The sequence below is a fragment of the Rubrivivax sp. JA1026 genome, assembly GCF_011065555.1.
GTDB lineage: Bacteria > Pseudomonadota > Gammaproteobacteria > Burkholderiales > Burkholderiaceae_C > Rubrivivax > Rubrivivax benzoatilyticus.
In genome coordinates this window covers 1-13,418 of the sequence record NZ_JAALCQ010000012.1, presented here as the reverse complement: position 1 = coordinate 13,418, position 13,418 = coordinate 1, and the positions used below count along the sequence as shown (strand labels likewise).

11 protein-coding genes are annotated in these 13,418 nt (G+C 70.8%); 9 read left to right on the top strand and 2 right to left on the bottom strand.

Going from position 1 to position 13,418, the window contains the following annotated elements; genetic code table 11:
• Positions 1-9: 9 nt before the first annotated feature.
• The 7 genes from G5B56_RS18040 (at position 10) to G5B56_RS18010 (ending at position 7,165) form a co-directional block, all read left to right on the top strand.
• A complete protein-coding gene (locus tag G5B56_RS18040; RefSeq protein WP_164964140.1) occupies positions 10-2,049 on the top strand; it encodes an ATP-binding protein in 2,040 nt (679 codons plus the stop codon).
• 12 nt (positions 2,050-2,061) lie between these two features.
• Positions 2,062-2,454, top strand: a complete 393-nt coding sequence (locus G5B56_RS18035) for a response regulator transcription factor (RefSeq protein ID WP_164964139.1) — start codon at positions 2,062-2,064, stop codon at positions 2,452-2,454.
• On the top strand, positions 2,451-3,533 hold the full coding sequence (locus tag G5B56_RS18030; protein ID WP_164964138.1) for a methyl-accepting chemotaxis protein: 1,083 nt from the start codon (positions 2,451-2,453) through the stop codon (positions 3,531-3,533). The genes G5B56_RS18035 and G5B56_RS18030 overlap by 4 nt, the downstream gene beginning before the upstream one ends.
• A gap of 113 nt (positions 3,534-3,646) precedes the next feature.
• Positions 3,647-4,012, top strand: a complete 366-nt coding sequence (locus G5B56_RS18025; protein WP_009857440.1) for a response regulator — start codon at positions 3,647-3,649, stop codon at positions 4,010-4,012.
• A 43-nt stretch (positions 4,013-4,055) separates the two neighbouring features.
• A complete protein-coding gene (locus tag G5B56_RS18020) occupies positions 4,056-5,282 on the top strand; it encodes a methyl-accepting chemotaxis protein (protein ID WP_164964137.1) in 1,227 nt (408 codons plus the stop codon).
• Positions 5,257-5,676, top strand: coding sequence for a response regulator (locus tag G5B56_RS18015; protein WP_164964136.1), 420 nt, complete (start codon positions 5,257-5,259; stop codon positions 5,674-5,676). The genes G5B56_RS18020 and G5B56_RS18015 overlap by 26 nt, the downstream gene beginning before the upstream one ends.
• Positions 5,677-5,806: 130 nt before the next feature.
• A complete protein-coding gene (locus G5B56_RS18010; RefSeq protein ID WP_164964135.1) occupies positions 5,807-7,165 on the top strand; it encodes a TrpB-like pyridoxal phosphate-dependent enzyme in 1,359 nt (452 codons plus the stop codon).
• A 186-nt stretch (positions 7,166-7,351) separates the two neighbouring features.
• On the opposite strand, the gene hrpA is transcribed toward G5B56_RS18010, so the two are convergent.
• Both hrpA and G5B56_RS18000 read right to left on the bottom strand, forming a co-directional pair.
• Complete coding sequence (gene hrpA, locus G5B56_RS18005) at positions 7,352-11,338, bottom strand: ATP-dependent RNA helicase HrpA (RefSeq protein ID WP_164964134.1); 3,987 nt, start codon at positions 11,336-11,338, stop codon at positions 7,352-7,354.
• Between the two features lie 30 nt (positions 11,339-11,368).
• Entirely contained in the window at positions 11,369-11,758 is a 390-nt protein-coding gene (locus G5B56_RS18000) for a VOC family protein (protein ID WP_164964133.1), read from the bottom strand.
• Positions 11,759-11,813: 55 nt separating this feature from the next.
• On the opposite strand from G5B56_RS18000, the gene argA reads away from it, so the two are divergent.
• Complete coding sequence (gene argA, locus G5B56_RS17995) at positions 11,814-13,154, top strand: amino-acid N-acetyltransferase (RefSeq protein WP_009855523.1); 1,341 nt, start codon at positions 11,814-11,816, stop codon at positions 13,152-13,154.
• Positions 13,155-13,170: 16 nt separating this feature from the next.
• A partial coding sequence (locus G5B56_RS17990) for an oxidative damage protection protein (protein WP_164964132.1) occupies positions 13,171-13,418 on the top strand: 248 nt, incomplete at its 3' end.

Here is a 13,418-nt window from a genome sequence, read left to right as displayed (position 1 = left end):
GACACGACCATGGTGCAGGCCCTGGCGATCGCCCTCGCGGCACTGCTGGCGGTGACGCTGGCGGTGCAGCAGTGGCGCGCCCACGTGCGCTGGCGCCGCCTCGTCGCCGACAACGAACGCCTGGCCCTGGTCGCGCGGCAGACGTCCAACGCCGTCGTCATCACCGACCGGCAACGACGCGTGACCTGGGTGAACCCGGCCTTCGAGCAGCTGACCGGCTACCCGCTCGAGGAGATGGTCGGCCACAACCCCGGGCGCATGCTGCAGTGCCCCGGCTCCGACCAGGGCACCGTCCTGGCGATGCGCGAAGCGCTCGGCGCCGGGCAGCGCTACGTCGGCGAGATCCTCAACCGTGCACGCGACGGCAGGCTGTACTGGGTGGACCTGCGCATCGAACCGCTGCTCGACGCCCACGGCTGGCTGTCGGGCTTCATGGCGATCCAGACCGACGTCACCGCACGCCGCAACAGCGAGGGCGCGCTGCGCGCGAGCCAGGACTTCCTCGAGCACACCGGGCGCATCGGCGGTGTCGGCGGCTGGTCCTTCGATCCCGCCAGCGGCAGGCTGAACCTCACGCGCCAGGTCTGGCGGCTGCTCGGCGAGACGCCGCGCGAGAACCCGACGATCGCCGACTGCCTGCGCCGGGTCGGCCCGCAGTCCCGCGCCGAGGTGGAGATGCTGATCGCCGACGGACTGAGCGCACGCGACCGCTGGGACGTGGACCTGCAGGTCATCACCGGCGCCGGCCAGGAACGCTGGCTGCGTGTCATCGCCGAGAGCGAGCTCGACGCCACCGGCGAGCTGCGCCTGATCGGCACGGTACAGGACGTCAGCGTCCGGCGGGCCGTCAAGGCCGAGGCGCTGCACAACGCGGCGCTGCTGCGCAACGCGATCGAGACCATCGACGAGGCCTTCGTGCTCTACGACCCCGACGACCGCCTCGTCATCTGCAACGACAAGTACCGTGCGCTGTTCGCCCGGCCCGGCATGGAGCTGCTGACCGGCGTGCGTTACGAGGACATCCTGCGCGCCGGCGTGCGTGGCGGCCAGTACCCCGCGGCGCAGGGCCGCGAGGAGGAATGGGTGGCGCAGCGGCTGCAGGTGCACCGCTCGGGCGCTGGGCCCTTCGTGCAGCGCCTGGACGACGGCCGGGTGCTGCGCGTCGTCGACCGCGTGATGCCCGACGGCCACGTCGTCGGGTTCCGCGTCGACATCACCGACCTCGTGCGCGCCACCGAGGCCGCCGAGCAGGCCGACCGCAGCAAGAGCGAGTTCATCGGCACCATCAGCCACGAGCTGCGCACGCCGCTGCAGTCCATCCTCGGCTTCTCCGATCTCGGCCGCCACTTCGCCGCCGGGCACCCGCAGTTCGAGCCGATGTTCCGCGACATCCACGACGGCGGCACGCGCATGCTGCGACTGGTCAACGGGCTGCTGGACATCTCCAAGATCGACGGCACGCTGGGCTCGCTGGTGCGGCGGCCGGCCGACCTGGGCGAACTGGCCCTGGCCGTCGTGCGCGAGCTGCGGCCGCAGGCCGGCGCGCGCCGGGTCGAGATCGTGCTGCCCGAAGCGGCGGCGGCGCTGACCGCCGAGGTCGACGCCTTCCGCATGCAGCAGGTGCTGCGCAACGTGCTGGCCAACGCGATCCGCTTCGCGCCCGAAGGCAGCAGCATCGAGATCGCGGCCACCGACCTGGGCGCCGCCGGCCGGCGGCTGGAGATCCTCGACCGCGGCCCCGGCATTCCCGAGGCCGAGATCGAGGCGATCTTCAAGCCCTTCGTCCAGAGCTCGCGCACGAAGAGCGGCGCCGGCGGCACCGGCCTGGGGCTGGCGATCTGCCGCCGCATCATGGGCGCCCACGGCGGACGCATCACCGCCGCCAACCGCGACGGCGGCGGCGCCCGCTTCACGATCGAGCTGCCGGCCCCCAGCCTGCCGGCCTCGGCCTCCTCGCCGGCAGCCGAAGTGCCGAGCGACGACTCACCGCGGCCGCGCAAGTCGCTGCGCCAGCTTCGCAGCGAGCGCGCCGCCACACCCAGCGCCTGAACACGCAAGACCATGGCCTACACCATCCTGTCCATCGAGGACCAACCCGACATCCGCCGCCTGATCCGCATGACACTCGAGTTCAAGGGCTACGAGGTCGTCGAAGCCGGCGACGGCGAGGAGGGCCTGGCGCTGGCGCGGCGCTCGCCGCCGGACCTGATCCTGCTCGACGTGATGATGCCGGGCATGGACGGCCACGAGGTCGCCCGCCAGCTGCACGCCGACCCGCGCACGAACGAGGTGCCGGTGGTGATGATCTCGGCGCTGGGCCAGACCTCCGAGATCGAGGCCGGGCTGCTCAGCGGCGCGCTGCACTACCTGGTCAAACCCTTCAGTCCGTGGGCGCTGCTGGACATCACCGCCCAGCTGGTCCGGCGCGCTCCGACGCAGGAGCAGCCGGCATGAGTCACGAGGCACCGCCCGGCACGGGTGCCGGCCCGTCGGCTGCGCGCTGGTGGTCGCGGCTGCTGCCGCGCGGCCGGCAGCGCCCCGCCACCCGGGAGCACACGGCGCACGAGCTGCGCGAGTCGGCCGCCTTCCTCGACGTGATGCAGCGCCAGCTCGGCGGCGCCGTGCACGACGCCGAGACCGGCGCGCACGAGCTGATCCGCCGCATGACGGCGGTGCACGAGGTGTCCGATCGCCAGGCCCGGCGCATCGACGAGACCGACGCCCACGGGCACGAGCTCGCCCAGGTCGTCAAGGACAAGCTGCTGGCCGACGCGCAGCTCGGCGCGATCCTGGAGATGTTCGTCGAGCAGCAGGAGAAGGACGTCGACGCCAACCTCGAGCGCATCCGCCGGCTGCAGGGCGTGAAGGACCTGGGGCCGCTGGTCGACGACATCGCCGCGGTGGCGCAGCAGACCAACTTCCTCGCCATCAACGCCGCGATCGAGGCGGCGCGCGCCGGCGAGGCGGGCCGCGGCTTTGCCGTGGTGGCGGCGGAGATCCGCCTGCTGTCGACCCGCACGGCCGGCGTGGCCGACGACATCGCGCGCAAGATCAGCGTCGCCACCGACGGCATCGACGCCGAGCTCGCCACCGCGATGGACGCCAGCGAGCGCAAGAGCACCACCGGCAACATGCGCCGCGTGCTCGACGACATCGCCGCGATGCGCCAGCGTTTCGCCGACTCGATGCAGCGGCTGCAGATCGGCGCCGTCGTCGCCGCCGTGCGCGATGGCCACGTGGACATCGCCGGCCGTCTGGCCGACGCGCTGGGACAGCTGCAGGTGCAGGACGTGACACGCCAGCGCATCGAACACGTGCAGAACGCGCTGGCCAGCCTGCAGGAGCACCTTCAGCTGATGGCCGTGCAGCTCGAGCGCGGCGACGGCATGGCCGACGGCCGCCCCGGCGCCAGCGAGCGGCTGCAGCAGCACGCCCAGGACTACGTCATGCACAGCCAGCACGAGGTGCACGCCGAGGCCACAGGAGCCGGCCGCGTCGAGGCCGGATCGCAGCCCAGGATCGAACTGTTCTAGCGCGCGAACGAACGGTCGCCGAGGCCGATTGCGGATCAGATTTCACAGAAGAAATCGTTTTTATCATTTAAAGTGGGCACGGTCCAGAAGCCCGCCACGACAAGGCACCAACAATGAAATGCGTTTTCCTCGTCGACGATTCGGCCACGATGCTGATGAGTCTCAAAGGCACCCTGGAGATCAGCGGCTTCCGGGTCGAGACCGCCGCGGACGGTGAAGCCGCGCTCGGCAAGCTGCGCGCGGGCCTGCGGCCGGATCTGATCATCACCGACATCAACATGCCCCGGCTGGACGGCATCGGCCTGATCCGCGAGGCGCGCAAGCTGCTGCGTTTCACGCCGATCCTGGCGCTGACCACCGAGAGCCAGCTCGCCAAGCGCGAGGAAGCCAAGAAGAACGGCGCCACCGGCTGGCTGGTCAAGCCGCTGGGCGGCGGCGAGCTGGTCAAGGTCATCAAGCAGGTGCTGCCGGGCGCCTGAAGTCCCGCCACGACGCGCCGCGCCATCGAAGAGCGAGCCCACGATGAACGAGCGAGCCGAGCCCTCACCCAGACCCTGGCGCAGGCTGCCCGGGCAGCGTGTGCTGATCCTGACGGCGCTGGCGCTGGCGGGCCTGGCGCTTCACCTGATCTGGCCCGGGTCGGTGCCCTGGAGCACGCCGCTGGCCGCGCTCGGCGGCGCCCTGCTGGGGCTGCGGCTGGGCGAGCGCTACGGCCACACGATGAGCCGGCATTCCGAAGCCGGGCAACGCGTGCGCCAGGACATCCAGACGCTGCAACAGGCCTTCGACGTCCTGAAGGCCCAGGTCGGCGCGACGATCAAGACCTCCGAGGAGGCCGTGATGTCGATGATGGAGCGCATGAACCGCGTGCACGCCAACACGATGGACCTGCGCGAGCGCATCCTCGAGGCGGTCTCGCGCTCGCAGGCCCTGTCCTCGGACTCGCTGAGCCGCGCCGGCGAGCACGGCCGCGCCGTCGCCTCGCTGGCCCGGCACCAGGAGGACTTCGAGGCCCGGCAGGCCGAGAACCTCGGGCGCGTGCGCGAAGTGGCCGAGCGCGTGCGCCAGCTCACGCCGCTGGCCGCGCTGATCGGCGACATCGCGCGCCAGACCAATCTGCTGGCGATCAACGCCTCGATCGAGGCCGCGCGTGCCGGCACCGAGGGTGCCGGCTTCAAGGTCGTGGCCACCGAGGTGCGCCGGCTGTCGACGCAGACCAGCGAGGCGGCGCGCCAGATCAGCGACGGCATCCACCACGCCGCCACCGCGATCGACGCCGAGATGAACCGCGTCGACGCCAGCCAGGGCGAGAGCGCCGCACAGCAACTCGGCGAGATCGCCCGCCACATCCAGGTGATGAGCGACACGCTGGCCGATGTCGTGCCCTATCTCGGCGAGCTGTCGGGCCGCATGGACGACGGCATGGCGGTCGTCACCGGCGACATCGTCGACACGCTCGGCGACATGCAGTTCCAGGACATCAACCGCCAGCTGCTCGAGCAGATCAACACCGCGCTGGGCAGCCTGTCGGAGCATTTCGCCCAGGTCTACGAGCTGATCGACGGCACCGCGCCGCCGCCTCCGGTGATGCTGGAGGAGCTGCTGACGCGCTGGACCGACAACTACGTGATGCACGCGCAACGCGTGGCCCACGGACTCGGCACCGCGGCCAGGGCGGCCTCGGCGGCCCCGCCCGATCCTCCCCTCCACCTGGCGAGCACCCATGGCCCCCGCATCGAACTCTTCTGAAGCCGCCGACCGGCCCTGCGTGCTGTTCGTCGACGACTCGGTGACGATGCGCCGCAGCATCGAACTGACGCTGCAGACCGGTGGCTACGAGGTCGTCACCGCGTCCGACGGCACCGTGGCGCTGGCGCTGCTGCGCGAGGGGCTGCGCCCGGACCTGCTGCTGACCGACATCGTCATGCCGGGCACCGACGGCCTGACGCTGATCCGCGAGGCGCGCAAGCTGCTGCGCTTCACGCCCATCGTCGCGCTGACGACCCAGGGGGCACCCGAGATGCGCCAGCAGGGCCGCGCCGACGGCGCCACCGCCTGGCTGCTCAAGCCCACCGGCGGGCGCGGGCTGCTCGAACTGGTCGCGCGTTTCGTGCAGCGGGCACCGCAGGCGCCGGCGGTCTGAACGTGGCGCAGCGCCCGCAACGGGCCTGATTTCAATCAAGCGACGTCCACGCCGCCCGCCACGACGCGCTGCGGCACGGCGGAGGCCGCGCACGCCGATGCCAGAATCCTCGCGTCCCCCAGGAGATGCGATGACGACGAAGTTCCTGCTCGAAGAAAGCCGCATGCCGCGGCACTGGTACAACATCGTGGCCGACCTGCCGGTGCCGCCGGCGCCGCCGCTGCACCCGGGCACGAAACAGCCGGTCGCGCCGGCCGACCTGGAGCCGCTGTTCACGCGCTCGCTGATCGAGCAGGAGATGGCGACCGAGCGCGAGATCGAGATCCCCGAGCCGATCCGCGAAGTCTTCCGCCTGTGGCGCCCGGCGCCGCTGATCCGCGCCCGCCGCCTCGAACAGGCGCTGCAGACGCCGGCCAAGATCTTCTTCAAGTACGAAGGCGTGTCGCCGGCGGGCAGCCACAAGCCCAACAGCGCCGTGCCGCAGGCCTGGTACAACGCCCAGGCCGGCATCCGCAAGCTGAGCACCGAGACCGGCGCCGGCCAGTGGGGCTCGTCGCTGGCTTTCGCCGGCTCGCTGTTCGGGCTGGAGGTCAAGGTCTTCCAGGTGCGCGTGTCCTACGACCAGAAGCCGTACCGCCGCGCGCTGATGGAGACCTACGGCGCGACCTGCATCCCCTCGCCCTCGCCCGAGACCGCCGCCGGCCGTGCCGTGCTGGCCGAGCACCCGCAGCACCCCGGCTCGCTGGGCCTGGCGATCAGCGAAGCGGTCGAGGTCGCGGCGACGAACGACGACACCAAGTACGCGCTCGGCTCGGTGCTCAACCACGTGCTGCTGCACCAGACCATCATCGGCCAGGAAGCGATGCTGCAGATGGAGATGGCCGATGCCGACCCGGACATCGTCATCGCCTGCACCGGCGGCGGCAGCAACTTCGCCGGTCTCGCCTTCCCCTACGTCGGCCAGACGCTGCGCGGCGGCCGCAAGCGCCGCATCGTCGCCGTCGAACCCGCCGCCTGCCCGAGCCTGACGCGCGGCAAGTTCGCCTACGACTTCGGCGACACCGCGCACCTGACGCCGCTGACCAAGATGCACACGCTGGGCAGCACCTTCACGCCGCCGGGCTTCCACGCCGGAGGCCTGCGCTACCACGGCATGGCGCCGCTGGTCAGCCACCTGAAGGAGCTCGGCCTGATCGAGGCCCAGGCGCACACCCAGAACGACTGCTTCGCCGCGGCGGTGCTGTTCGCGCGCTGCGAAGGCATCGTGCCGGCGCCGGAGGCCAGCCACGCGATCCAGGGTGCGGTGGCCGAGGCGCTGCGCTGCAAGGCCGAAGGCAAGGCCGAGACCATCCTCTTCGGCCTCAGCGGCCATGGCCACTTCGACATGGCCGCGTACACGAACTACCTCAGCGGCAAGCTGGTCGACGCCAGCTACGACGAGGCCGAGCTCGCGATGGCGCTGTCGGGGCTGCCGAGCATCCCGGCCTGACGTTCTGCCTGACCACCGAAAGACTGGGGTCAGGTCTCGCGGAAGACTGGGGTCAGGTCTCGTGAGACCTGACCCCAACGTGCGTGTCGGCGGGGAAGAATCGGGGTCAGGTCTCATGAGACCTGACCCCAGCTTGCGCAGCTTTCGCGAGGCGTGGCCGGTCCACCGGACCGACCACGTCCACGCTCAGCCCGACAGCTGAGCCCAGGCTTTGTCCAGCCGCTTGACGCTGACCGGCTGCGGCGTGCGCAACTCCTGGGCGAACAGGCTGACGCGCAGCTCCTCCAGCAGCCAGCGGTACTCGTCCAGGCGCGCATGCTGCGCGCCCTTCAGCTCGGCGACGCGGCGCCAGTAGCGCTGCTCCAGCGGGCGCAGCTCGGCCAGGCGCGTGGCGTCGCGCGCCGGGTCGGCGCGCAGCTTGTCCAGGCGCAGCGTCACGGCCTTCAGATAACGCGGGAAGTGCGCCAGCGCCGCCCAGTCGGTGTTCGCCAGGAAACGTTTGGGCACCAGGCGCTGCAACTGCTGCGCGACGTCGTCGGCCACGTCCTTCGGCGGGCGGCTGTCCTTCAGCTTGCGCGCCGCCACCGCGTACTCGGCCAGCACGACGCCGGCCAGGCGCGCCACTTCCTGGGCGATCAGGTTCAGCCGCGTGCGGCCTTCGTCGACGCGGGCCTTGAAGCTGCGTTCGTCGCTCGGCAGCGGCTCGGCCAGGAAGGCGCGGTCGACGGCGACGTCGACGATCTGCTGGCGCAGTTCCTCGACGGTGCCGCCCATCGCCATGAAGGCCACACCCATCTTCTGCAGGTCGGGGATGTTCTTCTCGAGGTACTTCAGCGGCTCGCGGATCTGCAGCATCACGAGCCGGCGCAGGCCGACACGGTGCCGGGCGGCGGCGACCTCGGGCTCGTCGAAGACCTCGATCTCGACGTGCGTGCCGCCGTCGACCAGCGCCGGGAAGCCGATCAGCGTCTGCGCGCCCTTGCGGATCTCCATCAGCTCGGGCAGCTCGCCGAAGGTCCAGGCGGTGTGCCGCTGCGCCGCGGCCGGTGCGGGAGGCGCGACGACCTCGGCGGCCACCCCGCGGCCCGGCTCCCTCTCCCGCCCCGCGGGAGAGGGCTGGGGTGAGGGTTGCGGCGCGGGCGCCGCCTTGACCTTCAGCGCCGCCAGCGCCTGGAACGCGCTGCGCGCCTGGCCGCCGAGTTCGGCCTTCAGCCCGGCGAGGTCACGCCCCATCGCGAGCTGGCGGCCGTGCTCGTCGACGACGCGGAAGTTCATGAACAGGTGCGGCGGCAGCTGCTCGAGCTTGAAGTCGTTGCGCTGCACCGCGAGCTGCGTGCGCTCGCGCACCGCCTTCAAGAGCGCGTCGACGAGTTCACCCTGGGCGAACGGCGCGGTGGCGCAGAACTCGGCGGCGAACTCGGGCAGCGGCACCAGGCGCGAACGCGGGCGCTGGTGCAGGCTCTTGCACAGCGCCAGCACCTTGTCGCGCAGCATGCCGGGCACCAGCCACTGGCAGCGTTCCTCGCTGGCCTGGTTCAGCGCGTAGATCGGCAGGGTGACGGTGAGCCCGTCCTTGGCGTCGCCCGGCTCGTGCAGATAGCTGGCCGCGCAGTCGATGCCGCCCAGGCGCACGGTCTTCGGGAAGGCGTCGGTCGTGATGCCGGCGGCTTCGTGGCGCATCAGCTCGTCGCGCGTCAGCTGCAGCAGCTTGGGGCTCTTCTTGACCTCTTCGCGGAACCACTTCTCCAGCGTCGCGCCCGAGCACACCTCGGGCGGCAGCTGCTGGTCGTAGAAGGCGAAGATCAGCTCGTCGTCGACGAGCACGTCCTGGCGCCGCGACTTGTGCTCCAGCTCCTCGACCTGGGCGACGAGCTTGCGGTTGTGCGCCAGGAACGGCAGCCGCGACTCCCAGTCGCCGTTGACCAGCGCCTCGCGGATGAAGATCTCGCGTGCCGCCTTGGCGTCGACACGGCCGTAGTTGACGCGGCGGTTGTTGTAGACGACCAGCCCGTACAGCGTCGCGCGCTCCAGCGCGATGACCTCGGCGGCCTTCTTCTCCCAGTGCGGCTCCAGCAGCTGGGTCTTCAGCAAATGGCCGGCCACCGCCGGGATCCAGCCCGGCTCGATGGCGGCGATGCCGCGGCCGAAGAGGCGTGTCGTCTCCACCAGTTCGGCGGCGACGATCCAGCGCCCCGGCTTCTTGCTCAGGTGCGCACCCGGGTGGCGCCAGAACTTGATGCCGCGCGCGCCCAGGTACCAGTCCTCGTCGTCGGACTTGCAGCCGATGTTGCCCAGCAGGCCGGCGAGCATCGACAGGTGCAGCTGCTCGTAGGTCGCCGGCGCCGTGTTCAGCCGCCAGCCGTGTTCGGCGACGACGGTGTGCAGTTGCGAATAAATGTCCCGCCACTCGCGCACGCGGCGCGGGTTGACGAAGCTCTCGCGCAGGCGCTGCTCCTGCTGGCGGTTGCTGAGCTTGTGGGTCGCTTCGCTCCCTCTCCCGCCTGCGGGAGAGGGCTGGGGTGAGGGTGGTGGCGCGGCACGGCCCCTCACCCCCACCCTCTCCCCGCTCGCGGGGAGAGGGAGTCCTCCGGCGTGCCCATGGCCGCGGCCTTCCTCGATCCAGTTCCACAGCTTCAGGTAGCCGACGAACTCGCTCTTCTCGTCGTCGAACTTGCGGTGCTTCTCGTCGGCGGCCTGCTGCTGCTCCAGCGGCCGGTCGCGCACGTCCTGCACCGACAGCGCCGAGGCGATGACCAGCACCTCCGACAGCGCGTGGCGGTCGCGGGCCTCGATGATCATGCGGCCGACGCGCGGGTCCAGCGGCAGCTTGGCGAGTTCGCGGCCGATCTTCGTCAGCTCGCCCTGCTCGTCGATCGCGTCGAGTTCGTCGAGCAGCGCGTAGCCGTCGGCGATGGCTTTCTTCGGCGGCGGCTCCAGGAACGGGAAGTCCTCGACCGTGCCCAGGCGCAGCGCCTTCATGCGCAGGATGACGCCGGCCAGCGAGGACCGCAGGATCTCGGGGTCGGTGAAACGCGCGCGCTGGTTGAAGTCGGCCTCGTCGTAGAGGCGGATGCAGACGCCGTTGGCGACACGGCCGCAGCGGCCGGCGCGCTGGTTGGCCGCGGCCTGGCTGACCGGCTCGACCTGCAGCTGCTCGACCTTGTTGCGGTAGCTGTAGCGCTTGACGCGCGCCAGCCCCGAGTCGACGACGTAGCGGATGCCGGGCACCGTCAGCGAGGTCTCGGCGACGTTGGTCGCGAGCACGATGCGCCGGCCGTTGCCGGCCTCGAAGACGCGGTCCTGCTCGGCCTGCGACAGGCGCGCGAACAGCGGCAGGATCTCCGGCTGCGGCCCGCCGCGCGCGGTGCTGGCCAGGTGCTTGCGCAGGTGGTCGGCGGTCTCGCGGATCTCGCGCTCGCCGGGCAGGAAAACGAGGATGTCGCCCGAGCCGCCACGCCAGAGCTCGTCGACGGCATCGGCGATCGCGTCGCCCAGATCCCAGTCCTTCTTCTCCTCGAACGGCCTCCAGCGCTGCTCGACCGGGTACAGCCGGCCCGAGACCATGATCACCGGCGCCGGGCCCGCCGCCGACTCGAAGTGCTTGGCGAAGCGGTCGGCGTCGATCGTCGCCGAGGTGACGACGATCTTCAGGTCGGGCCGGCGCGGCAGCAGCTGGCGCAGGTAGCCGAGCAGGAAGTCGATGTTGAGGCTGCGCTCGTGGGCCTCGTCGATGATCAGCGTGTCGTAGGCCTTGAGCAGCGGGTCGGTCTGCGTCTCGGCCAGCAGGATGCCGTCGGTCATCAGCTTGACCGAGGCGCCCGGCTGCAGCCGGTCCTGGAAACGCACCTTGTAGCCGACGACCTCGCCCAGCGGCGAATTCAGCTCCTCGGCGATGCGCTTGGCGACGCTGGAGGCGGCGATGCGCCGCGGCTGCGTGTGGCCGATCAGGCCGCGGCCGCCCTTGTCCCAGTTCGCCAGGCCTCGGCCCAGCTCCAGCGCGATCTTCGGCAACTGCGTCGTCTTGCCCGAGCCGGTCTCGCCGCAGACGATGACCACCTGGTGCTCGGAAAGCGCACGCGCGATCTCGTCTCGGCGCGCCGAGACGGGCAGCGATTCGGGATAGGTGATCGGCGGAACCGGGTTGGCCGGCCGCCCGGGGCGAGTGTCGGACACGGGGCGCGGATTATGGCCGCGCCCGCGGGATCACATCGCTTCGTAGCGGATGACGTTGATCGCCGCGCCGGTCGGGTCGCGCAGCACGGCCATGCGGCCGACGCCGGGCACGTCCATCGCCGGCACCAGCACGCTGCCGCCGAGTTCGAGCGCCTTGGCGATCGTGTCGTCGACCGAATCGACCGTGACGTAGCCCGCCCAGTGCGGCGGCACTTCCTTCGGCGTGTCGGGCGGGAAGGCCATGATGCCGCCCACCGCGGTGCCGTCGGCGGTCTTGACGACACGGTACGGGCCGACCGACATCTCGTGGGTCTCGACGGCCCAGCCGAAGAGCCCGGTATAGAACGCGGCGGCGCGCTCAGGGTCGGCCGTCAGCAGTTCGTTCCAGCTGAAAGCGCCGTGGGTCTTGAAGACGTCCATGCGATCTCCTGTCTGAGGGGTGCGGCGACGATGCTGCGGCACAATCGCCCGCGCCATGAGTGTCGTCTTCCCGCACACCTTCGTCCCCTGGTTCCGCGCCGTCGCGCCGTACATCCACGCCTACCGGGGCAAGACCTTCGTCGTCGCGGTGACCGGGGAGATGATCGCCGCCGGCAAGCTCAACGCCTTCGTGCAGGACCTGTCGATCCTGCACGCGATGGGGCTGAAGATCGTGCTGGTGCACGGCTTCAGGCCGCAGGTCGACGAGCAGCTCGCCGCCAAGGGCCACGTCTCGCGCTTCAGCCACGGCCGCCGCATCACCGACCCGGTGGCGCTGGACGCCGCCCAGGAAGCTGCCGGCCAGCTGCGCTTCGAGATCGAGGCCGCGTTCTCGCAGGGCCTGCCGAACACGCCGATGGCCAACGCCACGGTGCGCGTGGTCTCGGGCAACTTCCTCACCGCGCGCCCGGTCGGCATCGTCGACGGCGTCGACTTCCAGTCCAGCGGCCTGGTGCGGCGTGTCGACCACGCCGCGATCCGCCGCGCGATCGACATCGGCGCATTGGTGCTGCTGTCGCCGTTCGGATTCTCGCCGACCGGCGAGGCCTTCAACCTGACGATGGAGGACGTGGCCACGTCCACCGCGATGGCGCTGCAGGCCGACAAGCTGGTCTTCATGACCGAGGTGCCGGGCATCCGCGAGAACCCCGCGGACCCGGAAAGCCCGATCGACACCGAGCTGACGCTGGCCGACGCGCGCCGGCTGCTGGCCTCGTGGCCGGCACCGACCAAGCCCACCGACCCGGCCTTCTACCTGCAGTACTGCGTCAAGGCCTGCGAACACGGCGTCGAACGTTCGCACATCCTGCCCTTCGCCGCCGACGGCTCGCTGCTGCTGGAAGTCTTCACCCACGACGGCATCGGCACGATGGTCGTCGACGAGAAGCTGGAAAGCCTGCGCGAAGCGACGCCCGACGACGTCGGCGGCATCCTGCAGCTGATCGAACCCTTCGAGCGCGACGGCACGCTGGTGCGACGCGAGCGCACCGAGATCGAACGCGACGTCTCGGCGTACACCGTCATCGAGCACGACGGCATCATCTTCGGCTGCGCCGCGCTCTACCCCTACCCCGAGGCGCGCACCGCCGAGATGGCGGCGCTGACCGTCTCGCCGCTGGCGCAGGGCCAGGGCGACGGCGAGCGCATCCTCAAGCACATCGAGCACCGCGCCAAGGCGATGGGCCTGGACAGCGTGTTCGTGCTGACCACGCGCACGATGCACTGGTTCATCAAGCGCGGCTTCGCCCAGGTCGACCCCGACTGGCTGCCCGAGGCGCGCAAGCGCAAGTACAACTGGGACCGGCGCTCGCAGGTGCTGGTCAAACGACTGTTCTGAACGACTGGAGACCCCGATGGCCCGCATGGTGAACTGCGTCTACCTGAAGAAGGAAGCCGAAGGCCTGTCCTTCGCGCCCTACCCCGGCGAGCTCGGCAAGCGCATCTACGACAACGTCTCGAAGGAGGCCTTCGAGCAGTGGAAGCGCCACCAGACGATGCTCGTCAACGAGAACCGCCTGAACCTGGCCGACGCCCGCGCCCGCCAGTACCTCGCCCGCCAGATGGAGCAGTTCTTCTTCGGCGGCGGAGCCGACGCGCCGGC